This window comes from Pseudomonas sp. FP453, assembly GCF_030687495.1.
Taxonomy (GTDB): Bacteria; Pseudomonadota; Gammaproteobacteria; order Pseudomonadales; family Pseudomonadaceae; genus Aquipseudomonas.
Genome location: NZ_CP117435.1, coordinates 2,079,277 through 2,102,813 on the forward strand (window position 1 = coordinate 2,079,277; position 23,537 = coordinate 2,102,813).

General features: G+C 62.5%; 27 protein-coding genes. 5 read left to right on the plus strand and 22 right to left on the minus strand.

All coding sequences use genetic code 11. The features are described 5' to 3' along the window. Positions 1–33: 33 nt before the first annotated feature. The 6 genes from PSH87_RS09565 to PSH87_RS09590 all read right to left on the minus strand — a co-directional run bounded on the left by PSH87_RS09565 (position 34) and on the right by PSH87_RS09590 (position 5,378). Positions 34–687, minus strand: a complete 654-nt coding sequence (locus tag PSH87_RS09565; protein WP_305433279.1) for an HAD family phosphatase — start codon at positions 685–687, stop codon at positions 34–36. Between the two features lie 30 nt (positions 688–717). Continuing rightward, positions 718–1,707 carry an ABC transporter ATP-binding protein gene (locus tag PSH87_RS09570; RefSeq protein WP_017734814.1) on the minus strand — a complete coding sequence of 330 codons (990 nt, stop codon included), beginning with the start codon at positions 1,705–1,707 and terminating at the stop codon, positions 718–720. After that, on the minus strand, positions 1,704–2,504 hold the full coding sequence (locus PSH87_RS09575) for an ABC transporter permease (protein WP_017734815.1): 801 nt from the start codon (positions 2,502–2,504) through the stop codon (positions 1,704–1,706). The genes PSH87_RS09570 and PSH87_RS09575 overlap by 4 nt, the downstream gene beginning before the upstream one ends. Then, positions 2,491–3,327 (minus strand): ABC transporter permease subunit, encoded by an 837-nt coding sequence (locus PSH87_RS09580; protein WP_305433280.1) that lies wholly within the window; start codon positions 3,325–3,327, stop codon positions 2,491–2,493. The genes PSH87_RS09575 and PSH87_RS09580 overlap by 14 nt, the downstream gene beginning before the upstream one ends. Continuing rightward, positions 3,324–4,130: an alkaline phosphatase family protein gene (locus PSH87_RS09585; protein ID WP_305433281.1), complete on the minus strand. Its 807-nt coding sequence runs from the start codon at positions 4,128–4,130 to the stop codon at positions 3,324–3,326. Before PSH87_RS09585 ends, PSH87_RS09580 begins: the two co-directional genes overlap by 4 nt. A gap of 171 nt (positions 4,131–4,301) precedes the next feature. Further along, a complete protein-coding gene (locus tag PSH87_RS09590; RefSeq protein WP_257784056.1) occupies positions 4,302–5,378 on the minus strand; it encodes an ABC transporter substrate-binding protein in 1,077 nt (358 codons plus the stop codon). A gap of 352 nt (positions 5,379–5,730) precedes the next feature. Between PSH87_RS09590 and PSH87_RS09595 the strand changes: the two genes are divergently transcribed. Continuing rightward, a complete protein-coding gene (locus tag PSH87_RS09595) occupies positions 5,731–6,444 on the plus strand; it encodes a UTRA domain-containing protein (protein ID WP_305433284.1) in 714 nt (237 codons plus the stop codon). A 16-nt stretch (positions 6,445–6,460) separates the two neighbouring features. Here the strand turns inward: PSH87_RS09595 and PSH87_RS09600 are convergent, their stop codons facing one another. Genes PSH87_RS09600 through PSH87_RS09635 form a run of 8 tightly spaced genes read right to left on the minus strand, consistent with a single transcriptional unit; the run spans position 6,461 to position 12,617 of the window. Beyond that, complete coding sequence (locus tag PSH87_RS09600) at positions 6,461–7,420, minus strand: metal ABC transporter solute-binding protein, Zn/Mn family (protein ID WP_305433286.1); 960 nt, start codon at positions 7,418–7,420, stop codon at positions 6,461–6,463. Next, positions 7,420–8,319 (minus strand): metal ABC transporter permease, encoded by a 900-nt coding sequence (locus tag PSH87_RS09605; RefSeq protein WP_017734821.1) that lies wholly within the window; start codon positions 8,317–8,319, stop codon positions 7,420–7,422. Before PSH87_RS09605 ends, PSH87_RS09600 begins: the two co-directional genes overlap by 1 nt. Further along, a complete protein-coding gene (locus PSH87_RS09610; protein WP_305433288.1) occupies positions 8,316–9,062 on the minus strand; it encodes a metal ABC transporter ATP-binding protein in 747 nt (248 codons plus the stop codon). Before PSH87_RS09610 ends, PSH87_RS09605 begins: the two co-directional genes overlap by 4 nt. Further along, positions 9,059–9,979, minus strand: a complete 921-nt coding sequence (locus PSH87_RS09615; RefSeq protein ID WP_305433289.1) for a metal ABC transporter substrate-binding protein — start codon at positions 9,977–9,979, stop codon at positions 9,059–9,061. Before PSH87_RS09615 ends, PSH87_RS09610 begins: the two co-directional genes overlap by 4 nt. 19 nt (positions 9,980–9,998) lie before the next feature. Next, positions 9,999–10,559, minus strand: a complete 561-nt coding sequence (locus PSH87_RS09620; protein ID WP_305433291.1) for a DUF6162 family protein — start codon at positions 10,557–10,559, stop codon at positions 9,999–10,001. Next, positions 10,556–10,885 (minus strand): hypothetical protein, encoded by a 330-nt coding sequence (locus PSH87_RS09625; RefSeq protein WP_305433293.1) that lies wholly within the window; start codon positions 10,883–10,885, stop codon positions 10,556–10,558. Before PSH87_RS09625 ends, PSH87_RS09620 begins: the two co-directional genes overlap by 4 nt. Continuing rightward, complete coding sequence (locus PSH87_RS09630) at positions 10,882–11,418, minus strand: thiamine pyrophosphate-binding protein (RefSeq protein WP_305433295.1); 537 nt, start codon at positions 11,416–11,418, stop codon at positions 10,882–10,884. Before PSH87_RS09630 ends, PSH87_RS09625 begins: the two co-directional genes overlap by 4 nt. Next, positions 11,415–12,617, minus strand: coding sequence for a PepSY domain-containing protein (locus tag PSH87_RS09635; protein ID WP_017734827.1), 1,203 nt, complete (start codon positions 12,615–12,617; stop codon positions 11,415–11,417). Before PSH87_RS09635 ends, PSH87_RS09630 begins: the two co-directional genes overlap by 4 nt. Positions 12,618–12,870: 253 nt before the next feature. Here PSH87_RS09635 and leuC point away from each other — a divergent pair, with 253 nt between their 5' ends. Then, a complete protein-coding gene (leuC, locus tag PSH87_RS09640; RefSeq protein ID WP_305433297.1) occupies positions 12,871–14,289 on the plus strand; it encodes a 3-isopropylmalate dehydratase large subunit in 1,419 nt (472 codons plus the stop codon). Further along, positions 14,286–14,900 (plus strand): 3-isopropylmalate dehydratase small subunit, encoded by a 615-nt coding sequence (gene leuD, locus PSH87_RS09645; RefSeq protein WP_305433299.1) that lies wholly within the window; start codon positions 14,286–14,288, stop codon positions 14,898–14,900. The genes leuC and leuD overlap by 4 nt, the downstream gene beginning before the upstream one ends. Positions 14,901–15,035: 135 nt before the next feature. Here the strand turns inward: leuD and PSH87_RS09650 are convergent, their stop codons facing one another. The 4 genes from PSH87_RS09650 to soxR form a co-directional block, all read right to left on the minus strand. Further along, positions 15,036–15,950 (minus strand): LysR substrate-binding domain-containing protein, encoded by a 915-nt coding sequence (locus tag PSH87_RS09650; protein WP_305433300.1) that lies wholly within the window; start codon positions 15,948–15,950, stop codon positions 15,036–15,038. Between the two features lie 39 nt (positions 15,951–15,989). After that, positions 15,990–16,865 carry an alpha/beta fold hydrolase gene (locus PSH87_RS09655; protein ID WP_305433301.1) on the minus strand — a complete coding sequence of 292 codons (876 nt, stop codon included), beginning with the start codon at positions 16,863–16,865 and terminating at the stop codon, positions 15,990–15,992. A gap of 247 nt (positions 16,866–17,112) precedes the next feature. Beyond that, entirely contained in the window at positions 17,113–17,574 is a 462-nt protein-coding gene (locus PSH87_RS09660; protein WP_017734832.1) for a VOC family protein, read from the minus strand. A 74-nt stretch (positions 17,575–17,648) separates the two neighbouring features. Next, on the minus strand, positions 17,649–18,098 hold the full coding sequence (gene soxR / locus PSH87_RS09665; protein ID WP_017734833.1) for a redox-sensitive transcriptional activator SoxR: 450 nt from the start codon (positions 18,096–18,098) through the stop codon (positions 17,649–17,651). Between the two features lie 100 nt (positions 18,099–18,198). On the opposite strand from soxR, the gene PSH87_RS09670 reads away from it, so the two are divergent. Continuing rightward, positions 18,199–18,564: an antibiotic biosynthesis monooxygenase gene (locus PSH87_RS09670; RefSeq protein WP_257783916.1), complete on the plus strand. Its 366-nt coding sequence runs from the start codon at positions 18,199–18,201 to the stop codon at positions 18,562–18,564. Here the strand turns inward: PSH87_RS09670 and PSH87_RS09675 are convergent. The 4 genes from PSH87_RS09675 to msuE form a co-directional block, all read right to left on the minus strand. Then, a complete protein-coding gene (locus tag PSH87_RS09675) occupies positions 18,553–19,656 on the minus strand; it encodes a sigma-54-dependent Fis family transcriptional regulator (RefSeq protein WP_017734835.1) in 1,104 nt (367 codons plus the stop codon). The genes PSH87_RS09670 and PSH87_RS09675 overlap by 12 nt on opposite strands. A gap of 12 nt (positions 19,657–19,668) precedes the next feature. Continuing rightward, positions 19,669–20,856, minus strand: a complete 1,188-nt coding sequence (locus PSH87_RS09680; protein ID WP_305433305.1) for an acyl-CoA dehydrogenase family protein — start codon at positions 20,854–20,856, stop codon at positions 19,669–19,671. 162 nt (positions 20,857–21,018) lie between these two features. Further along, positions 21,019–22,161, minus strand: a complete 1,143-nt coding sequence (gene ssuD, locus PSH87_RS09685; protein ID WP_305433307.1) for an FMNH2-dependent alkanesulfonate monooxygenase — start codon at positions 22,159–22,161, stop codon at positions 21,019–21,021. 9 nt (positions 22,162–22,170) lie between these two features. Beyond that, on the minus strand, positions 22,171–22,734 hold the full coding sequence (gene msuE, locus PSH87_RS09690; RefSeq protein ID WP_017734838.1) for an FMN reductase: 564 nt from the start codon (positions 22,732–22,734) through the stop codon (positions 22,171–22,173). A 398-nt stretch (positions 22,735–23,132) separates the two neighbouring features. On the opposite strand from msuE, the gene PSH87_RS09695 reads away from it, so the two are divergent. Next, on the plus strand, positions 23,133–23,402 hold the full coding sequence (locus PSH87_RS09695) for a hypothetical protein (RefSeq protein ID WP_026136530.1): 270 nt from the start codon (positions 23,133–23,135) through the stop codon (positions 23,400–23,402). Positions 23,403–23,537: the final 135 nt, after the last annotated feature.

A 23,537-nucleotide genomic window follows, 5' to 3' on the forward strand; every position in this document is an offset into this window, starting at 1 on the left:
TTGATTGGGTTTTCAATTCAAGGGGGAGGGTGATCAGATCCAGTGGTGGATTGGCCAGCCGGCTTGCTCGGCATGGGCACGCAATACGGGGTCGGGGTTCACCACCTGCGGATGATCCACCTTCAACAGCAACGGCAAGTCATTGCGCGAATCCGAATAGAAATACGCCCCCTCCAACGTCTCACCTTCCTGCGCCAACCATTCCAGCAAACGCGTGATCTTGCCTTCACGGTAAGTCAGCACCCCCACGGTACGCCCGCTGTACACGCCATGGCTGACGTCCAGCTCGATCCCCAGCACTTCATCAATGCCGATCCGCGCTGCAATCGGTTTGACCAGGTGGACGCCAGACGCCGAGATCACCAGGATCCGATCGCCATTGGCCCGATGGCGGGCGATGGTCTTGGTGGCATCGCTGTAGATCAGCGGCTCGATCACGTCCTCGACCCAGGGCTCTACCAGGTGTTCGATTTCCGCCGGGGTGCGGCCGATCATCGGCTCCAGGCTGAAATCCATGAAGTCTTCCATCTTGAGTTCGCCCCGGCTGTAGGCGGCCATCAGCTCACTGTTCTTGCGCATGAACGACTCTGGGTCCACCCAGCCCAGGCGGCCCATCTGCTCGCTCCACAGGGTGGCGCAGTCGCCGTGGATAAGGGTGTCGTCCAGATCGAAAATTACCAATGCCATCCGTCATGCTCTCTGAAATAAAACGTTGCGTCAGGCTACTTCACACAGGGCGCTTGGGTCGATGGAAAGTGCCAGGCGTTGCCCGTCCGGGTGCAGGTCGTCGGCCGAGCGGTTGAGCACGTCCACCACCAGTTCCACGCCGCGCGCCTCGATGCGATAGCGGATCACGTTGCCCAGCAGGCTGTGGCTGCGCACCAGGGCGTCCAGCTCGCCGTTGCGGCTCAGTTCGATGGCTTCCGGGCGAATCGCGATACGGCTGTTGATCGGGCGTTGCAGCAGCAGGCTGGCCTTGTCGGCGTCCAGTAGATTGTAGTTGCCGATAAAACCGGCCGCGAACACGTCCACTGGCGCGGTGTACAGCGTCTCGGCATCGCCGCTCTGCACGATCTTGCCCTGGTTCATCAGGAAGATGCGATCGGACATGGTCAGGGCTTCTTCCTGGTCATGGGTCACAAAGATCGTGGTCAGCCCCAGCTCGCGCTGGATCTGGCGGATCTGTTCACGCAGGTGCTTGCGGATCCGCGCATCCAGCGCCGACAGCGGCTCATCCAGCAACAGCAGGCGCGGGCGCGTCACCAGGGAACGGGCGAGGGCCACGCGCTGGCACTGGCCGCCGGACATCTGGTGCGGGTAGCGGCTGGCGAGGTCCTTGAGTTCCACCAGTTGCAGCACTTCCTGCACGCGCTGGTGGCTGTCGTCGGCGTTGACCTTCTGCATGCGCAGGCCAAAGGCGACGTTTTGTTCCACGGTCATGTTGGGGAACAGGGCATAGCTCTGGAACACCATGCCGATGTGACGTTTCTGCGGGCTCAGCGGGACGATGTCCTGGCCATCCAGCAGGATTTTCCCACTGTCCACCGAGGTCAGCCCGGCGATGCAACGCAGCAGCGTGGACTTGCCGCAACCGGACGGGCCGAGCAGGGTGACGAACTCGCCCTTGGCGATCTCGCAGTTGATATCACTGAACACCGGGGTGCCGGCGTAGCCTTTTTGCAGGTGTTGGACGCTGACGAAGCTCATTGGCTTTTGTCCTTGTTCAAGATATTGGCGGCCCAGGTCAGCACCAGCACAAAGAAGAAGTAGGAAATCACGACGGCGCTGGTGAAGTGGCCGCTGCTGTTGCGCATGTTGTTGAGGTACACCTGCAGGGTTTCGTAGCGGGTGCCTACCAGAATGTTGGCAAACACGAACTCACCGAACAGGAACGAGAACGACAGCAGCAGCGCCACCATCAGGCCTTTGCGCAGGTTCGGCAGCACCACGAAGATCGCCGCCTGCCAGGTGCTGGCGCCGAGCAGTTGGGAGGCGTCCATCAGGTCGCGCAGGTTAATGGCCTGCAGGTTGTTGGTGATCGCCCGGTACATGAACGGCAACGCCACGGTGAAGTAGCAACCGATGAGGATCCATGGCGTGCCCACCATCGCCAACGGCCCGGAACCGTACAGTTGCAACAGACCCACAGACGACACCACCGGCGGCACCGCGAAGGGCAGCAGGATCAGGATGTTCATCAGCGCGTCGAGCTTGGGGAAGTGGTAGTGCACCACGAACAGCAGCGGCAGGATCAGCACCACCGACAGGATCAGCGCCCCCACGCACACCAGCAACGACTGCCCGAAGGCCATCAGGAAGCGCGGGTCGCTCCACAGTTGCACGTACCATTTCACGGTAAAGCCGGCGGGCAGGATGGTTGCCGACCAGCTACTGGCGATGGAATAAACGAAGGTGCCCACCAAGGGCAGCACGAGGATTGCAAACAACAGCCACACCACCACCCGATGGTAGAGGGCGGCCGGGCCGGCTTCAGCGCGAGACATGGTAGCTCCTCTTGAGCAGCAGTTGATGGACCACGGTGACCACGGTCATCAGCGCCACCAGCACCACGGCCAGGGCGCTGGCCATGTTCGGGTCGAGGGACACGTCGCCGGACACCAGGCCCGCGATGCGGATCGGCAGCACGTTGAAGTTGCCGGTGGTCAACGCGTACACCGTGGCGTAGGCGCCGAGGGCATTGGCCAGCAGGATCACAAAGGTGCCGAGCAAGGCCGGCGTGAGCACCGGCAAGCCGATATGGCGCCAGAACTGCCAGCCACTCGCACCGAGCAGCGCGGCCGACTCCCGCCAGTCCTCGCGCAACGCATCAAAGGCCGGGTAGAGCAACAGCACGCCCAGCGGAATCTGGAAGTAGGTATAGAGGATGATCAAACCGGTCTTGGAGTACAGGTTGAAGTCCTCAATGATCCCCGCCTGCTTGAGCATGATGGTGATGCTGCCGTTGAAGCCCAGCAGGATGATGAACGCGAAGGCCAGGGGCACACCGGCGAAGTTGCTGGTCATGTTGGCAAAGGCGGTGACGAAGTTGCGCAGCGGCGAATCGACCCGGCGCAGCGAGTAGCTGCCGAGGGTAGCGATGATGATGCCGAAGACGCTGGAGTAGAAACTGATCTCCAGGCTGTACTGGATCGCTTGCAGGTAGAACTTCGAGCTGAAGATGCGCACGAAGTTTTCCAGGCCCCAGCCGGCCTCTTCGGTTTGCAGGCTGTTGATCAGTACCCACGCCAGCGGAGCGATTTCGAACACGATAAAGAACAACGCGAAAGGCACCAGGCACAACAGCGCCAGCCATTTGCCACGGGTCATTTCAACAACTCCCGGCACACCGGTTTGTCGTGGGGCACGCCCAGCAGTTCGCAGACAGTGCCGCAGAGTTCGGTCTGTTTCGGCGCGGCCCCGGCGTCCAGGCTGAACGCGTCGCCGAGGACAAACAGCGGGACTTCGCGTTCCTCCGGCAACAGGCCATTGTGGGAGCGGTCGTTGTTCATGCCATGGTCGGCGGTGACCAGCATCTGGTAGCCGGCGTCGAGCCAGGCTTGCAGGTAGTCGGCCAGGATGATGTCGGCCGAGCGCGCGCTGTTGCGGTATTGCGCGGTGTCGAGGCCGTGCTTGTGGCCGGCGTCGTCGATGTTCATCGGGTGCACCACGAGGAAGTTCGGCGTGTGTGTGCGGCGCAGGCTTTCGGCGTCGGCAAACAGGTGGGAGTCCGGGTAGTGGTCATTCCAGTAGAAATGCCCGTGCTGGATCGCCAGCGCCTTGTCGTCGGTATGACGATCACGGGCGGCGAGGAAGGGCGTGCGGTTATACAACTCGCTGACCCAGTGGTAAGCCGCCGCCGCCGTGGTGAGGCCGGCGTCGGTGGCGTAATGGAAAATGCTGCGCTGGTTGGACAGGCGCGAGACATTGTTGTGCACGATGCCGCTGTGGATCGGTGGCACGCCGGTGAGGATGCATTCATACAGCGGGCGGGACAGGGCGGGCAGTTCACATTCCAGCTTGTAGAGGGCTGCGCGTCCTGCGCCGACATAGGCCTGCAAGTGCCCCATGGCGTGCCGGGCAACCTCGAAATTCAGGCCGTCGAGCACGACAAGGATGACATTGTGCTTCATGGGGGGAGGTGCTCCGCAACAGTAGGCTTGACTCAATCTCTCTGACACCACCGGATCAAATTGTGGGAGCTGGCTTGCCTGCGATAGCGGTCTGACATTCAGCATTTATGTCGACTGATACACCGCTATCGCAGGCAAGCCAGCTCCCACACTGACCGCATTTCAGGTCTGTTACTTCATCTCTACGATGACTTGCTCGTTCCACAGTTGTGGCAGCTTCTTGGAGGTCGCTTCCCAGGCATCGGCATCCTTGATCGGCTGCGGGTTGGCCTTGGTGTACTGCTCGCCCGGGATCAGGTTCTTGGCGATATCGGCCGGCAGTTTCAGGTCGGTTTCGGCGCGGATCGGGCGCGCATTGCCCTTCGCCAGGTTGAGTTGGCCGGCATCGCTGAAGATGTATTCGCGGGTCAGCTTGGCGGCGTTCGGGTGCTTGGCGTGTTTGTTGATGATGGTGGTGTAGCCGGATTTCACCGAGCCATCCGACGGGATCAGCACCACGTAGTCATCCGGGTTGGCCATCTTGGCTTTGTAACTGAGGCCGTTGAAGTCCCAGACGATGCCCACTTCGACTTCGCCTTTTTCCATTGTTTGAATGGTCGGGTTGTTCACGCCAAGACGGCCTTGCTGGGCAATCTTGGTGAAGAACTGCAAACCAGGTGCGATGTTCTTCTCGTCGCCTTTGTTGGCGATGGCCGCTGCCAGTACACCGTTGGCCGCCTGGGCCGCAGTGCTTACGTCACCGATGGAGACTTTGTACTTGCCGTTTTGCAGGTCGGCCCAGCTGGTAGGCACTTCGGATCCGTGCAGCAGCTTCTTGTTGATGATGAAGGCGATGGTGCCGGTGTAGGCCAGGGCCCAGTGACCGTCTTTGTCTTTTGCCCAATCCGGCACCTGGGCCCAGGTGGACGGTTTGTACGGCTGGGTGACGTCCTGCTTCACCGCAATCGGGCCGAAGGCCGCACCGACGTCGCCGATGTCGGCGCTGGCGTTGTCTTTTTCAGCCTTGAACTTGGCGATTTCCTGGGCCGAGCTCATGTCGGTGTCGATGTGCTTGAGGCCGTAGGTCTTGGCCAGGTCTTCCCAGGTGCCTTTCCAGTTGGCCCAGTCATCGGGCATGCCGACGCTGTTGACGGCGCCTTCCGCTTTCGCGGCGGCTTCCAAGGTTTTTAGATCGGTATCAGCGGCCATGGCGGCGGTGCACATGGCAATGGTCGAGCCTAACAGTGATGCCAGGAAAAGCTGTTTCATCCGAAGCTCCTTTGGGCGTTTTCAACGCGGCGTTTTTTATGAACGTTTGCGGTGGTGTTGGTCTAGGTCAGCAATACCTGAGCCAATCTAGGCCCGGTGGATGACAGTTTCATGTCGATGTCGTTTTTAAATCGCGGATGTCGCGACTCGCTGTCTGAGCGTAGACCATGCCCAAGTGCCCGCATTGATTGGACTTGGCCGATGTATTGCAGGGTGTTCTGCGCGGGGGCGACACGGACTGTCATCTGTCGGTCATCTGCAATGCCTAGGCTGGCAGGCAACCGCAACAGCCCGAATACAGCGCGGTTTATGCACCCGAACGGTGCTGGTCTAGTCCAGATAGGTAACGTTGATGCGTGATGAGGCAATCAAGGCGGTGACATCCATCGGCCTGGCGCTGCAAGAGCAGATCGACCACGGCCTGTTGCCGCCCGCCAGCAAACTCCCGGCCGAGCGCAAGCTCAGCGAGTTGTTTGGTACCACCCGGATTACCGTGCGGGAAGCCTTGTTACAACTGGAGGCCCAGGGCCAGATCTATCGCGAAGAGCGCCGTGGCTGGTTTGTCTCGCCGCCACGGCTGGCCTACAACCTGATGCAGCGTAGCCACTTTCACGCCATGGTCAGCGACCAGGGGCGCGTGGCGTCCACCGAAGTGATCTCGGCGCGCTTGCAGCCGGCGTCGGCGGCGGTGTGTGCGTGGTTGCAGTTGCCGGCGTTGTCGAGTGTGATCCAGATCTGCCGGGGCCGGCGGATCGATGGGCGCCTGGTGTTGTATGTGGAGCATTACCTGAACCCGCAGTATTTTCCGGGGATCCTGGACTGCGACCTGAACCAGTCGATGACCGAGCTGTATGCCCGCAAGTACGACCTGCACTACGGGCGGGTGCGCTTTGAAATCGTGCCGACGTCACTGCCGGTGGAGGCGGCCGCGACGTTGCGCGTGTCGGTGGGCAGCCCGGGCTTGCGCATCGCCCGGGTCAATTATGACCAGCACCAGCGCTTGATCGACTGCGACCTGGAGTTCTGGCGGCATGATGCGATCCACGTCGGCGTGGATGTGGCGTGACCCTTGTGGCGAGGGTTTAGGGTGTGAGTGCCTTGATCACCTGATCCACATTGGTTTCCAGCTCTGCCACTGGGTCCGCGCCATCCACATTCAACACCAACAGCTGCGAACCGCCAGCCGCAACCGCCGCTTTTACCGCCTCACTTGGCTGGCGATGGTGCAGCACCACCGCCACATCGTTGTCCTTCAACTCAGCACTGAGTTTCTGCAAGGCTTCCGGCGTCCACTCGGCGTCCGGCCGTGCATCGGTGCTGACGACTTCCAGGTTCAAGCTGCTGACCAGGTAGGCAAAGTGATCGCTCAGGCTGACCACGCTGAGGTTGTCGGCCTTGGCCAGCCGCGCTTCGCTGTCGGCACTGAGTTTGAGCAGGCGTTGCTTGAGGGCGGCGAGGTTGGCATCGATCTGCGGTTTGGCGCCAGGTGCCAGGCGGCTGAGGTCGGCGGCCAGCACATCGGCCATGCGCCCGAGGTTGTTGCTCGATTGCCACGGTTGGCTGTTCAAGCCATCGGCCACGCCGGGCTGCACGGCGATGCCCGGCAGGCCGCCGTCCACCGGGCGGGCGGCGTCGATTTCGACGATGCGGATGTTGCTGCGCCGCGCCACCGGGTACAGCGGGTCGTCCGCCCACAGCGAGCGCAGGCCGATGGCGGCGTCGGCGTCTTCGGCCAGCTTGCTCAGCGCCGGGGCGCCACGGCCGGTGAAATAGGAGACCTGCCGCGAACCGGGCAGATTCGACGGTGCGGCGCGTTCGAGTTGCACGTCGGTGCCTTTGAGCAACACCTCGGCCAAGCCATAGGTGATCGGCAGCGAGGCCAGCACTTTGACCGGCTTGATCGACTTGGCCTTGCTCAGCGCGGCATGGCCGAGGCCATGATTGGTTTTGAAATCATTGGCCGCGAAACCATCCACGGCCAACGCCGAGGTGCTGATCAAGCAAGCGATGGCCAAGGCCAGTGGGCGAAAGACAGGGCGCATTATCCAAGATTCCCTTTGAGGCTGGGCACGATGCCGCGCGCGATGGCGGCGAGGGCGAAGGCGATACCGGCCATCAGGATGATCGCGGCACCGGACGGGATCGGCAGGTCGAAGATGATCGGCAGCAGGATGCCGCACAGGGTGCTGACGGTGGCGATCAGCACCGAAATCCAGAAGAACCCCTTCAGCGACTGGCTCAACAAACGCGCCGCTGCGGCCGGAATTACCAGCAGGGCGCCGACGAGGATCGCGCCGATCACCTTGACCGCCGCCACGGTGATCAGTGTCACCAGGATCACGAACAGATAATCCAGGGTCTTCACCGCCACGCCACGCACGGCCGCCAGTTGCGGGTTGAAGCTGGCGAGCATGATGCGGTTGTACAGCGGCAACGCCAGGGCCATCACCAGTGAACCGACAATCGCCAGCACCAGCAGGTCGTTGCCGTTGACCGTCAACACCGAGCCAAACAGCACGTTTTCGAGGATGTGTACGTTGATCTTGCCCGCGAGGATCAGCAGCAGGCTCGCGCCCAATGCCAGGGACACCGAGAGGAATACGCCGATCAAGGTGTCCGGCGCCAGGCCGGTGCGGTTGCGCAGGTAGTTGAGCAGGATGCCGAACAGCAGGCAGTAGCCAAACAGCGCGCCGTACGGCCCGGTGTAGGGTTCGCCGAGCAGGATGCCCACGGCCACGCCGGTCAGCGCCGCATGGCCGACCGCTTCGGAGAAAAACGCAAAGCGCTTGACCACCACCAGCGTACCCAGGCCGCCCAATACCGGGCCGATCAGCAAGCCGGCGAGCAAGGCGTTGACGACAAAACCATAGGCCAGCGCTTCCGGCAGGTACCCGGAAGAGGCCCAGCCCTGGACCATCAAGCGAAAGGCTTCATAACTCATTGCGCCGGGCTCCGAGGGTGGGTGGAGAACAGGGTCAGCAGGCGATCCGGGGTCAGCGCCTCTTCTGGCGTGGCGTCGAACAGCACGCGGCGGTTCAGGCCGGTGACGCGGTCGGCCAGGCGGCCCACGGCTTCCAGGTCGTGTTCGATCCACAGCACGGTGATGCCGGCCAGGCGCCAGTCATTGAGCAGGCGTTCGAACACCTGGATGCCGGCCTCGTCGAGGGCCGACATCGGTTCGTCCAGCACCAGCAATTGCGGCGCCGGGATCAAACCCTGCGCCAGCAGCACACGCTGGCGTTCACCACCGGACAGCGCGCCCATGCGGCGCTTGCGCTTGTCCTGCATGCCGACGCGTTCCAGCGCATCGCCAATCGCGCCGGCGTAATGCCTGGACAGGCCAAGAAACGCCGGGCGGCGCTGGCACATGGCAGCCATGAAATCATCCACGGTCATCGGCAGGCCCCGGTCGAACTCCAAGGCCTGGGGCACATAACCCACGGTGCCCACGCTGTTCGGCCAGTGCAGGCGCAACTGCCCCTGGTGCGGCGTTTGCCCCAGCAGCGTCTTGATCAGCGAGCTTTTGCCGCCGCCGTTGGGGCCGACCAGCGCGTGGATGCTGCCCGGTTGCACCTGGAAACTCACGCCATCGAGGATCACCGTGCGGCCCAGGGTCAACGAGACTTTGTCGAACTCAAGCGTCGGGCCGACGCTGGCCACTGTCAGGTGTTCGGCCGCCGTCATGCCCCCGACTCCTGGATCGCCCGCACCACGGTGTTGAGGTTGCCGGTCATCTCCACTTCGTACTTCTCGGGCGAGTATTCGCCGTAGGAAATATGCGACAGGGGGTACAGCTTGACCCCGGATTCACGCTGGATGGTCTCGACGTAGGTGGACGGGAAATCCATCTCCGAGAAGATCACCTTCACGTCCAGGGCGCGCAGTTCATCGATGGTCTTTTTCAGTTGGCTCGGGCTCGGTTCGATGCCGTGGGCCGGTTCGACCACGGCGGTGACTTCCAGGCCGAACTCGCGCAGCAGGTAGTCGTAGGCCGCGTGTACGGTGGCGACGCGCAGGTCCGGGTTGGGCGCGCTGGTCAGTTTGGCCAGGGCGTCGGCGCGCATCTGGCGCAGGCGTTTGCCGTAGGCGCGGGCGTTCTGGGTGTAGGTCTTGGCGTTGTCCGGGTCGAGCTTGCCCAGTTCGCGGGCGATGTTGTTGACCTGGGCGATCGACGCGCTGATCGACAGGAAGGTGTGCGGGTTGACCACCTTGCCCGCGCCGCGCGCCGCATTGCCGGTGGCCGCGAGCAGCGGCACGTTGGCGTTGGCTTCGATCACCGGGATGTCCGGGCGCTCGCTGGTGGCGATCATGCGGTCGGCAAAATCGTCATGGCCGACGCCATTGAGCACGATCACGTCGAGGCTGCCGATACGCTTGATGTCATCGGCGCGCGGCTCGTAGGCATGGGGGTTGAAACCGGCAGGAATCAACGGCACCACCTCGGCCTTGTCGCCGACGATATTGCTCACATAGCTGTAGTACGGGTGCAGGGTGATGCCGATACGCAGGCGTTTAGCCGCCTCGGCATTGGCCAGCGGGGCGAGCATCAGGCTGCACAGGCCGACCAGCAACAGACGCAACAGGGGAGATGAAATAGACATGGGCACTCGGTCTTCTCGTTCAGTGACGGTGCTGGCGCGTCACGCCGGCATCGAATTGCGTGACCACTTGTTGCCAGCCGGCTGCGATCAGCGCCTGGTCAGTGAGGTCGGCGGGGGCGCTCAGGTTGGCGCTGCGGTTGAGCCACACATCCGGCTCGGCACCGTGCACGCGCATCAGCAGCGAGCCGGCGGTGCTCGGCACCTGGCTCAGGCCCAGGTAGGACGAAGGCTCCAGCACCTGCCAGCGATGGTCGCCACGGCTGACCGAACTGGCGTCCTGGGCGAAAGGCGCGAAGCCTTCTTCGGCCAGTTGCGCCGGTGTCGGCAGGCTGCTCTGCTCCTGCTGCAACAACTGGATTTCATCCAGGGTCACCCGCAGGTCCGCATAGATCCCTTGCTCGGCGGCGCTCAGGTCGCGGCGCGCATCCAGCTGGTGGCTGGGCACGGCGGCGACTTCCTGGGTTTCGCCGTGCAGCGCGATGACTGAACCGGCCACGGCCAGGATGATCAGGCACAGCAGCAGGACGTAGAGGGTTTCGTAGCCGGCGCCGGCGGGGCGGACAACTTGTGTGGTGGTCATTGCGGCTGGATGTCCGCTTGGTCGATTTCCACCACGTGGCCGGGGCCCGCATCAAACAGCACATAGAACTCGGCGGACGGCTTCTTGAAGGTCAGGGTCGAGTCCTGGCCGAGCTTGCCGGGCACCAGGATGGTTTCGTCGTAGCCGATCACATCCAGGGTCACGCCGGGGGCGCCGCTGCCGTCGGAAAAGCCGCCAGTGCACTGGATCTGCTCGCCGGGGATTTCCTTGCATTCGCACATCGGGTTGTGGGCCAGGGCCAGGGTGCTGAAGCCGGCACCGATCAACAGGGCCGCGCAGGTGCGCGTCAGGCGCATCAAAGTCATGGTTTAACTCCTTGCTTGTTCAGCCAGGCAATAGTGGCAGGCGAGGCCTGGCTCAGCGGGATGGAACCCTGGTGCATGCTGCCGTCCCAGCCTTCCATGGTGACCCACACTTCGGCGTCGGCCGGGGTGCGTTCCGGGATCGGCAGGGCGGCGCCCATGCGGTACGGCGTGCCAAAGAAGATCACCCCGGCGGCGCGCAGGCTGCGGGGCTTGCCGATACGCAGGTAGGTGGCCTTGACCTGCTCGGCGCAGGTGTCGCACAGGGCGGCGTTGAAGAATTTCATCGGCCCGGCCGGGTCGGGGCGCGGGGCTTCGTTGCGAAACTCGGCAAGGGTCAGGCTCCAGGGCCCGACCTGCACGTCACCGGCCACGCGTTCGCCGATGCCGGTGTCGCCACGGAACAACGCGGCGTCGGCAAAGTACTTGGGCATGAAACCCAGGGGCACCAGCAACAGCAGGACATTGATATGGAAACGCCATTTCAGCCAAAAGGCCCGCAGCGGCGAAGGCTGTGCAGCAACGACTTTGCTCATGGGTGGGCCTCCGAGGTTTCAGTCTGCATGGCCGGGGTGGCCGCCGGCGCGCGCTGGGTCTTGGCTTCGCGCTTGAGGGCATTGAGGGTGGCCAGGGCGGTGCGTTTGGTCCAGATCAGCAGGCCGCTCAACACCATCATGCTCATGATCAGGCCGAAAAAGGCCCAGATCAGCTTGATCCACAGGCCGCCAAAGTCGCCGGTGTGCAGCGGGCGCATGGATTCGGTGACGAACTCCAGCTTCGAGCGGTCGGAGAGCAGGTGCGCCGCAGCGACCTCGCCGTCATACGGGTTGATCTGTGCGGTCTGGTACATCAGCGGGTACCAGCCGCGGCCGCCAATCTGCAAGTGGCTGTAGGCATTGAGCGGCAGGCTGACGAAACTCGCCTCCAGGCCCGGGATGCGCTGGGTGGCGATCTTGATTGCCTCGTCCACCGGAATCATCGGCGCTGGCACGCCGGGTTGCGACATCGGCACCTTCTCCCGGGCAATCACCGGGATCACCGGCTCGGTGGAGATGGAAATCTGGTTGTCCCCCAGGATCGCGCGGATCAGGAACCAGATGCCGGTGACGGCGATCACCAGGATGAACCAGATCGACCAGATACCGCTCAGGCGGTGGAAGTCGCCCCAGAAGATCCGCGCACCGTGGCGCACACGCAGGGTGGGGCGCAGGAAGCCTTTCCAGAATTTCTTGTACACCACCAGCCCGGTCACCAGCGACGCCAGCAGCGGAATGCCCAGCGCCGACACCAGGTACCAGCCCCAGCTGTAGCCATTGGTGAACGGCACCAGCCACCAGCCATGCAGGGCACGGGTAAAGGCCTGGAAGTTGAAGGACGGGCTGATGCCCTGGATCGCGCCGGTGTAGGGGTTGACGTACACCTCGACGGAGCGCCCGTCGGGGTAGCTGAGGTCGACGCTGAGGGCGAAATGGGATTCGTCAGGGCGGCTGATCGACTGGACGAACACCGCAGGTTCATCGCGCTTGATGGCGGCGATCACCTGGTCGTAGCTCAGCGGTTCGGCATCATCCGACGGCTTGCTTGCGCGGATGTCCGGGTTGGCCAGCCAGACGATCTCCTGGCTGACCACCGCCAAGGTGCCGGTGACACAGACGATCAGTACAAAAAACCAGATGGGCAATGCCAGCCAGCTATGTACGAGAAACCAGAGTTTTGAACGTGACTTCTTCGACATGGGGATGCGGGTCTTGAGCGGAGGGGGCGATGGAGGCCCGGGAAAGGCCGGTCGTAGCTTTTGCTGACGCGACGGGCTGTATCTAAGTTAAGACGGATGAGAATCGGAAATCCCTAACCCGGAAATGAAAGTAAATGTTTCTGCGCCCCCCGATCGAACACGAAACATGTTCCCAGCCTTCACCCAGGCGCCGTTGATAGGGGCGCCGGGCTCCGTAGGATGGGCGCATACCGTTGCGTGAGCCCGAAGAAAAATGACCGCCAGAACCCTCTACGACAAACATATCGACGCCCACACGGTGTGCGCCCTGGATGACCAGGGCCATGTGCTGCTTTATATAGACCGCCAGGTGATCAACGAATACACCAGCCCCCAGGCGTTCAGTGGCCTGCGTGAAGCCGGGCGCAAGGTGTGGCGCCCCGGCACGGCGCTGGCGGTGGTTGACCATGTAAACCCCACCACGCCTACACGCATTGCGGCGATGTCCGACGCGGGCGGTGCACGGCAGGTGTCATACCTGGCGGAGAATTGCCGGGACTTTGGCATCGAACTGCTGGACATCCTCGACAAGCGCCAAGGCATCGAACATGTGATCGCCCCGGAGCAGGGCTTTATCCTGCCGGGCATGGTGATCGCCGCCGGTGACAGCCACACCACCACCTATGGCGCCCTCGGCGCCTTCGGTTTTGGCATCGGCACGTCGGAAATCGAGCACCTGCTGGCCTCGCAGACGCTGGTCTACAAGCGGTTGAAGGCGATGCGCGTGACGGTGGATGGCGCGCTGGCGCCGGGCCTGACGTCCAAGGATGTGATCATGGCGCTGATCGGCCAGATCGGCGCCTCGGGTGCCACGGGTTACGCCATCGAATTCCGTGGATCGACCATTGATGCGCTGAGCGTCGAGGCGCGCATGACCATCTGCAATATGGCGGTGGAGGCCGGCGCGCGGGGCGCGTTCATGGCGCCGGATGAAAAGGTCTTCGCCTACCTCAAGGGCAAGCAGCGTGCGCCGCAAGGCGCGCTGTGGGAGCAGGCACTGGTGGGCTGGCGCCAACTGCATTCGGACGCCGACGCGGTGTTCGACCGCGAAGTGCACCTTGATGCCACCACCCTGCAACCCATGGTCACCTGGGGCACCAGCCCCGACCAGGCCGCGCCCATCGGCGCCCGCGTGCCGGACCCGCAAGCAATCAGCGACCTGATCCTGCGCCAGGACATGCGCCGCGCCCTCAACTACATGGGCTTGGAGGCCGGCATGCCGTTGAGTGACATCGTCATCAGCCATGCGTTTATCGGCTCCTGCACCAACGCACGCATCGAAGACCTGCGCGACGCCGCCCGCGTGGTGCGCGGCAAACACGTGGCCGCGCATGTGCGGGCGATGATCGTGCCTGGCTCCACCGAAGTGCGCGACCAGGCCGAGGCCGAAGGGCTGGCGGCGATCTTTATCGACGCCGGCTTTGAATGGCGCCAGTCGGGCTGCTCGATGTGCCTGGCGATGAACGACGACGTGCTGGCCCCCGGCGACCGCTGCGCCTCCAGCACCAACCGCAACTTCGAAGGCCGCCAGGGCGCGGGCGCACGCACCCACCTGATGAGTCCGGCGATGGTCGCCGCTGCCGCCATCACCGGCCGTCTCACCGACATCCGCCACTTTGGAGACCGTTCATGAGCCTGCAACCCTTTACCCACGTCACCGGCAAGGCCGCGCCGATGCTGGCGGCGAATATCGACACCGACGTGATCATGCCCAAGCAGTTTCTCAAGGGCATCGACCGAAGTGGGCTGGATCGTGGGTTGTTCTTTGATTTGCGCTTTCTGGCCAGCGGTGAGCTGAACCCTGGGTTCGTGCTGAACCAGCCGGGCTGGCAAGGGGCGAGCTTTATGGTGGTGGGGCCGAACTTCGGCTGTGGCTCCAGCCGCGAGCATGCGGTGTGGGGGTTGCAGCAGATGGGGATTCGGGCGCTGATCGGCAGCAGTTTTGCCGGGATTTTTTATGACAACTGCCAGCGGAATGGGGTGTTGTTGATTAGCTTGGACGAGGCGGTGTTACAGGGGCTGGGGCAGACGGTCAGCCGGGCGGACGGGGCGCAGATCAGTGTGGACTTGGAAGCACAAGAGATTCAGTTGGTGGATGGGCAAGTGATCCCGTTCCAGATCGACACCTTGCGCAAGACTGCGCTGTTGTTGGGGTTGGATGCGATTGGCACGACGTTGCAGCGCAGCGAGCAGATCAAGGCTTTCGAGCGCAAGCACTTGAAAGCCAACCCCTGGCTCAACTAACACACCTCAGTACAAATTGTGGGAGCTGGCTTGCCTGCGATAGCGGTGGATCAGCTTGCACATCTGTGGCTGACAGACCGCTATCGCAGGCAAGCCAGCTCCCACATTTGAACGCATTCCAAGCTGGGGGCCGGGTTAGAGTGAGAGCTGTTTGAAGTGCTCCTGCAAAAACTCCACACACGCCCGCAACTTCCCGGAGTGCGCCAGCCGTGTCGGGTACACCGCCCACACGTTGGCGCTCTGGGAATAGTCATGCAGCACCTGCATCAGCGTGCCTTGCTCCAGCAATGGCTGCACATCCCACAGCGAACGCAGCAACACGCCGCGCCCATCCAGGGCCCACTGCAACACGATCTCGCCATTGTTCGACGACAACGGCCCACGCACGCGCACGCTGGCCGGCGCGCCGCGGCTCTCCAGGTTCCAGATGCCAAACGCGTTGTCGCGTTCCTTGATTACCAGGCAATCGTGTTGCTCCAGGTCACCCAACTGTTGTGGTGTGCCTCGGCGCTCTAAATACGAGGGCGCGGCGCACAGCACCCGTCGATTGCTCACCAGGCGCCGGCCGATATGCTGGCCGGGGATGTCATCGCCGACGCGGATCTCCAGGTCGAAGCCTTCGTTGACGATATCCACCACGCGGTCGAACAGGTCCAGGCGGATTTCCAGGTCCGGGTACTGTTGCGCCAGCAAGGACACGGCGGGGGCCACATGGTTGCGGCCAAAGCCGAAGCTGCTGCACAGGTGCAGGCGCCCGCGCGGGCTGTCGTGGGCGTCGGACAGTTCATCGGACAGTTGCTGGAAGTCTTCGAGGATGCGCACCGCCCAACGCTGTACCCGTTCGCCGTCTTCGGTCACGGCGATGCGCCGGCTGGTGCGGTGCAACAGGCGCGTGGCCAGGGTGGTTTCGAGGATCTGGATGCGCTTGCTCACATACGCCGGCGATAGCCCCAGCTCATCGGCGGCGGCCGCGAAGCCCGCCTTGCGGATCACGGTGAGGAATACCCGCAGGTCTTCGGGGAGGGGCACGGTATCTTTCTTATGGGTCATCGCAAGCAGACGTGGCGGCATGAGCCGCCAGAATAGCACTCAGCGCAGAAAGGCCAGGACTTCGCCCAACAACAACTCGGGGGCTTCCTCGGCGAGGTAGTGACCGGCGGGCAGGGCTTTGCCGCGCACGTTGGTGGCGACTTGCTGCCATTGCTTGAGCGGCTCGAAACAGCGCCCGACGGTGCCTTCGGCGCCCCACAGCACCAGCAACGGCAGGTCGAGGTGTTTGCCCGCGGCGATATCGGCCTGGTCGTGCTCAAGGTCAATGCCCGCCGATGCGCGGTAGTCCTCGCAGATGCCGTTGGCGGCGCCCGGCAATTTGATGCAGCGCAGGTATTCGGCGAAAGCCTCATCGGTGAACGGCTTTAACCCGGCGCTGCGGCTGCCCATCACGCTGCGCAAATACAGCTCGGGGTTGCTCTCGATCAAGGCTTCCGGCAACGGCGCCGGGCGGATCAGGAAGAACCAGTGCCAGTAGGCGCGGGCAAAGGCTTCGTTTGTTTGCGCGTACATCGCCAGCGTCGGTGCGATATCCAGCAGTACCAGGCGTTGCACGCAGCCTGGGTGGTCCAGGGCCAGGCGATGGGCGACGCGGGCGCCACGGTCGTGGGCCAGTACCGAGAAGCTGTTGAAGCCCAGGGCGCGCATCAGTTCGACGCTGTCCCGGGCCATTTCCCGTTTAGAGTAGTTGGCGTGATGATCGTCGGCTGGCGGTTTGCTGCTGTCGCCATACCCGCGCAGGTCGGCGGCGACCACGGTGAAGTGTCGGGCCAACTCTTCGGCGACTTTGTGCCAGATCACGTGGGTTTGCGGATGCCCGTGCAGCAGGAGCAGGCCAGGGCCCGTGCCGCCTTTGCGGTAGCTGATGTCGACGCCGTTGACGTGGCAATGGTCTTTCTGGAAGCCGGCGAACATGGAATGACCCCTTGTGAGAATGGTCTGCATCGTCGGACTACTGGGTGGACGAGGCAAGGCGCAAAGCGTGGAGGGGGTGTTCATGAAGTGTGTAGGAAGGGTCTTTCAACCAATGAAGATCCGGCATGGGAACCGGCTGGTGTGGGAGCGGGCTTGCCCGCGATTACGGAGTGTCAGGCGAGGTATTCGTCACAGGCAGACCGCTATCGCGGGCAAGCCCGCTCCCACATTGGATGTGTGTCAGTCCTTAACTCTGTTGGAACATCGCTTCGGCACGCTGGCGAATCTGCGCTTCAGTCAGCTCCTCTTTGTGCGTGGCCATGAACCACACATGGCCGAACGGGTCTTTCAGCGTGCCGGAGCGGTCGCCGTAGAACTGATCCTTGGGTTCTGAGATCACGGTGCCACCCGCGGCGATGGCTTGTTTGTACTGCGCATCCACATCGTTGACATAGAGGTGGATACCGACACTGGTATGCCCGTCGCGCGGGCTGCCGAAGGCACTTTCATCGCAGGGCGAGCCGAGCATGATCGGCGAGTCGCCGATGCGTAACTCGGCGTGGCCGACCTTGCCGTCGGGCATGTCCAGGCGCATGACTTGGATGGCATCGAAGGCTTTTTTGTAGAACTCGATCGCTTCGGCGGCTTTTTCAACGCCCAGGTACGGCGTAATACTGTGAAAGCCCTCGGGGATAGGTTTGACGCTCATTTCGTTCTCCTTGGGTGGTGGTTTTGGAGGGACGGCTTTTTCACTATAGGTCACGTCTCCAAGGCAGCCACCTTTCAGGGTTGTGTGGTGGGCTCCAGCAACTGTGCCCCTGGCCCACGCTCTCCCAACTGATCATCCTGATTGCGCAGCGGGCACGCCTCCAACGACAAACAGCCACAGCCGATACAACCATTGAGCTTGTCGCGCAGCAGCAACAACTTGTTGATGCGCTCATCCAGATCCTCGCGCCACAGCGCCGACAGGCGTTCCCAATCCTTGGCCGTCGGCGTGCGCCCATCCGGCAGTGTTTGCAGCGCCTCGCCAATCGTCGCCAGGGGAATGCCCAGGCGCTGGGCGATCTTGATCACCACCACGCGCCGCAACACGTCACGTGGATAGCGCCGCTGATTGCCCGCGTTGCGATTACTTTTGATCAGTCCCTTGTTCTCGTAGAAATGCAGCGCCGTCACCGCTACACCGCTGCGCGCCGCCAGTTGGCCGACGGTGAGTTCCTTGTTGATCATGCAAAAACCCCTAACAGTGCTTGACCTTGACTTAACTAGAGGTTTTACCCTGCGTGGCATCGGATCGCAAGATTCTGCCTACAGAGAAAGGGGAGTGTTCATGCAGGTATCAGAGAAGAATCGCAGCTTCACTCAATTGATCGAATTTCAGATCGAACCCCGCCAGCAAGTTGCCCTGGTGGCCGCGTTGAGTACCCAAAGCGAGCGCCTGGCGCAAGGCCATGGCGGTTTTATCAATGCGAGTGTGCAGGTCAGCGACGATGGGCGACGGGTGCTCAATTACCTGCAATGGCGCTCCCGTGAGGACGGCGAGGCGGCGTTTAAATGCTTTGAGCATGGCGAGGAAGATTTCTGGACGCTGATCCGCGCCCACCAGGCCACGGCCGTGACCTTCGGTTCGTTCCAGGTGCTGCGCAGTTTCGAGCGCAGCCATGACAATGCCTTGCACTGCCGCCTAGATGGATAAGTGCAACATGCGCTCGCCTTGCAGGTTTTCGCCGGGGCGGCGCTTGTTTACCGCCAGCTCGCCGATCTTGATCAGCCGCGTGCGCGTGACGTTGCGGCTCAGGCCCAGCAGGTTGGCGGTGTGGACCTGGTTGTAATGGCTGAAGCGGTAGGCGGCACGCAGCAGCGCATCTTCGACTTTTTCATGCAGGGCACCGGCCTGTTCTTCGAAGAGTTTCTGGAAGGCACGCTCCAGTAACGCGGCGGCGCTGTTGTCGGTGCCGTGCCCGCTGTCGTCCTGGCGCTCGATGCGCAGGTTGGACAGGCGCAGGTCGTCCCGTTCGATCACGCCGTTGCGGCAGATCAGCAGGGTGTGGTGAATCACGTTTTCCAGCTCGCGGATATTGCCCGGCCAGCTGTAGCTTTTCAGCTTGTGCTCGGCCTCGCGGCTGATGGTGATCGGGCCGTAGCCGAGGCGTTGGCTGTAGGCTTCGATGAAATGCCGGGTCAGCGGCAGGATATCGCCGGGGCGCTCGCGCAGCGGGCTGAGTTCCAGGCTGACTACGTCGAGGCGGTAATACAGGTCTTCGCGGAAATGCCCGGCATTGATCGCCTTCTCCAATTGCACATTGGTTGCGGCGAGTACGCGCACATCAATCGGAATGCTCTTGCGTGAACCCAGGCGTACCACTTCGCGTTCCTGTAGGACGCGCAGCAGTTTGACCTGGATCGCCATCGGCAAGTCGCCAATCTCATCGAGAAACAAGGTGCCGCCGTCCGCCTCCTCGAACCAGCCGGCCTTGGCGCTGAGGGCGCCGGTGAAGGCGCCTTTTTCGTGGCCGAACAGTTCGGCCTCTACCAGGGATTCGGAGAACGCCCCGCAGTTCACCGCCACGAATGGCCGGTTGCGCCGCGCGCTGAGGTTGTGGATATGCCGCGCCACCAACTCTTTACCGGTGCCGGTCTCGCCGATGATCAACACGCTGGCTTCGCTGGGCGCGACTTGCTGGATGTGGTCGAGCAGCGCCTGGGATTTCGGGTCTTCGAAGACCTGGGCGGTGGCGCGGATCGAGGTCGCAAGGGCGGGCGAGGGCGGTAGGGTTAATAGCTGCATGGGCACCTCTTCTCAGGAGTAGAACGTCGGAATGGGCAGGGAGTGGTTCAACGCCCAGTCCCCCAGTTCGTGGAGCTTGTAGTCCAGCGGATCGTGCAGGCTCTGGGTGCGCAGGTTGCGCCAGTGCCGATCCAGGCGTAGCGACGCGTGGGTAGAGCGCGCACCGGTGACTTCGAACAGGCGGCTGCACAACTCCAGGCCCTGGCGGGTGGCGGCGACTTTGGCGGTGGCGATGGCAATTGCCAGTTGGCCGCGCTCGTGTTCGCTGAGGCTGGGGCCCTTGGCCCACGCCTGGTCAAGCAAGTCGGCGGCGCGTTCGACCAACAGGCGTACGCCTTCCAGCGCCACCCAGAACTCGCCATAGTGATGCAGCACGTAGGGGTCGTTGCGCACGTCGGTGGCGGAGGATTTATGCCAGGCGCGGGTTTCGGTAAGGGTGTAGTTGCGCGCTTCCTCAAAGGCGCCTTCGGCAATCCCGAGAAACATATGCGTGAAGGTCAACTGGGCGATCAACGGGCGCAGGCAGGCAAACGGCGTGCTCAGTGGGCCGGGGTCGAGCAGCAGCTCCGATTCTTCGACGCGCACCCGCTCGAAGCTGGCGCTGCCGCTGTCGGTCTGGCGCTGGCCGATGTTGTTCCAGTCATTGTGCAGGGTGATGCCGCTGCGCCCGCTGGGGATGGCGGCGATCAGCAGCTTGCCGCCGGCGCTTTCGTCCACCGCGGAGGCGATGAGCATCTCCGAGTCGCTGGCGCCGGAGCAGAAGCTCTTTTTGCCGGAGAATTCGCGCCAGCCACCGAAGTCCTTGACCACCGTACGCGTGTCCAGTGGGTTGAGAGCGTTGCCCCAGAACCAGTTCTTGCGCGCGGTCTGTTCGAACCAGGGTTGCCATTGGTCCGGGCGCGAAAACAGGCGCACGGTGGCCAGCATCAGGTGATGGAAGCCGAAGACGTGGGCGATGGAACTGTCGACCTTGGCGAATTCGCGCACGATACCCAGGGTGTCGCTCCAGCGTGCGCCGAGGCCGCCGTATTGGGTGGGAATGCTCAGGGCCAGCAGGCCGCTGTGACGCAAGGCATCACGTTCGGCTTTGGGCGTGCCGCCGCGCTCGTCGCGTTCGACGGCGCTGAGGGCGAATTCGGCGGCCAGCAGTTTGGCGGTCTGCAAGGGGGAGGGCAGGACGCTGTGGGGTTTGGCTGTCACGCGGTGTTCCTCATTTTTTATCTGGCAATGAAGCCCAAATGTGGGGGCGGGCTTGTGTGGGAGCTGGCTTGCCTGCGATAGCCTCACCTCGGTCTAACTGACATACCGAGGTGCCTGTATCGCGGGCAAGCCCGCTCCCACATAAAGCCGATCTCACTGCCCTCAGGCTTTTGTCGTGGGCAACACATCGTTGGCAATCATTTCGCCAAACGGTCCGGTGAGGTTGGTGATACCGCGCCCGGCCAGGCTGGCGTACGGCTCCGGCAACAGGGGGAACACCAGCTCGGCAAACCGATAGGCCTCTTCCAGGTGCGGGTAACCGGAGAAAATGAAGCTTTCGATCCCCAGGTCAGCGTATTCCTGGATGCGCGCGGCCACTTGCTGCGGGTTGCCCACCAGCGCGGTGCCGGCGCCGCCGCGCACCAGGCCGACACCGGCCCACAGGTTGGGGGCGATCTCCAGGTTGTCGCGGCGCCCGTCATGCAGCGCGGCCATGCGGCGCTGGCCTTCGGAATCAAAACGCGAGAAGGATTTTTGCGCCGCGGCGATGGTTTCATCGCTGATGTGTTCGATCAGTTTGTCGGCGGCTTTCCAGGCGTCTTCCTCGGTCTCGCGCACGATCACATGCAGGCGAATGCCGAATTTCACCGTGCGGCCGTGACGGGCGGCGCGCTCACGCACATCGGCGAGTTTTGCTGCGACGGCGGCGGGCGGCTCGCCCCAGGTCAGGTACACATCCACCTGTTCGGCGGCGAGGTCGTGGGCGGCGTCTGAGGAACCGCCGAAGTACAGCGGCGGATACGGCTTCTGCACCGGTGGGTAAAGGGCCTTGGCGTTCTGCACCCGCAGGTGTTTGCCTTCGAAATCTACCGATTCGCCCTGCAACACGCGGCGCCAGATCTGGAGGAATTCGTCGGAGACTTCGTAGCGTTCACTGTGGTCGAGGAAACTGCCGTCGCCACGGTTTTCGTCGGGATCGCCGCCGGTGACCACGTTGATCAGCAGCCGGCCGTTGGACAGGCGGTCCAGGGTGGCGGCCATGCGTGCGCTAACGGTGGGCGAAATGATGCCCGGACGGATCGCCACCAGGTAACGCAGGCGTTCGGTAAGTGGCACCAGCGCCGAGGCGATGACCCAGGAGTCTTCGCACGAGCGCCCGGTAGGAATCAGCACGCCGTAGTAACCGAGGCTGTCAGCGGCTTGTGCGACTTGCTTCAGATAGTTGAGGGTGACAGGCCGCGCACCTTGCGTGGTGCCCAGGTAATGACCGTCGCCGTGGGTCGGTAGAAACCAGAAAACATCCATGACAAATCCTTAAGCGATTTTCAGCAGAGAGGGGGAGTGCGCTGCAAACAACGGTGCAGCGCGTTCTGCCGCAAGGCGGATACGGCCCTTCAAGGGCTCACTGGTTATTTGGTAATCGGTGAAGTCGGCTTCGGTGGCGTACACGCCGATCGGCAAGGTCAGCGCCTGGAAGAAGCTGAACAGCGGGCGCAGCTGGTGATCGAGGACCAGTGCGTGGCGTTCGCTGCCGCCGGTTGCGGCGAGCAGCACTGGGGTGTTGATCAAGGCGTTGAGGCCGACCAGGTCGAAAAGGTGCTTGAGCAACCCTGGGTAGGAACCGCGATAGACCGGCGCGGCGACGATCAGCAGGTCGGCCTGTTCGATGGCCAACAGTTGTGCTTCGACGTCGGCGGGTAATTCATCACGGGACAGGGCGCCGCCTAATGGCCGGGCAATGTCGCCCAGTTCGATCAAGGTGGTCTGGATCGGCAGCAAGGTGGCCAGTTCAGCCAGCACCGCTTGGGTCAAGACGAGGGTACGGGACGGGCGCCAGGTTCCGCCGGAGAGGGCAACGACATTCAGGTGACGGGTCATGAACAGTTCCTTTTTCAACAGGGGTTCGTAGCAAATCGGTGCAACGTGTTGAGCAAGAGCTGTACCAATGACGACGAGCCTTGATTGGCGTGGGCTGTGGGCTCGTAGCTGAAAAAGCGGGTGTTGCCTGCGTGGTGAATTGTTGAATGGCTGTTGCCTGGGCAACAGTTGCGTGGCGAACAGTTCCGGTGTGGTGTGTGGCCATTTATAGAAGGTTATGTTTATTCCGTAAATGAACGTATTTCCATATTTATAGATCATATGGAAATATATGGCGGCAGCTATCAGAGGTGCTTCGATGGCTGATAGCGACTATCACGGGAGGTGATTTTTCTCTGTGAAAGTGCCGGAGTAGCCTGTGTTCATTGACTCGAAACCTACTTCGCAGAGCCGCCGCCATGAACCGATTCCTTGCTGTTTGCTTGTTGCTTGTCACCGCCGTCCTCGCTGGCTGTGCGACCCATCCGTCACCTGAGTTGCGCCCTTACACGGCAGACGAAAGCACACAGTTGGCCCTTGAGGCGTTGAGCCGTCGTGGTTTGTCGTTTGATGAATACCAACAGCAGCGCGCCGCACTGACTGGCCAGCCACAGAAGCCTTTCGGCTTTGATCGCAGGGGCGAGATGAACGCCGAACGCAGCGTGACCCTGCATGGTCGTCCCAGTTGAGGGCGGTATTGGCCATGAAGAGCCCGAGGTTCTCCTTAAGGAATCTCGGGCTTTTTGTTTTCCATGGCACGACTTCAGCCTGTTAAGCTGAATTTCAGGAGCGTTCCTACGCACATTTACCTAAAGTGGTCCTTT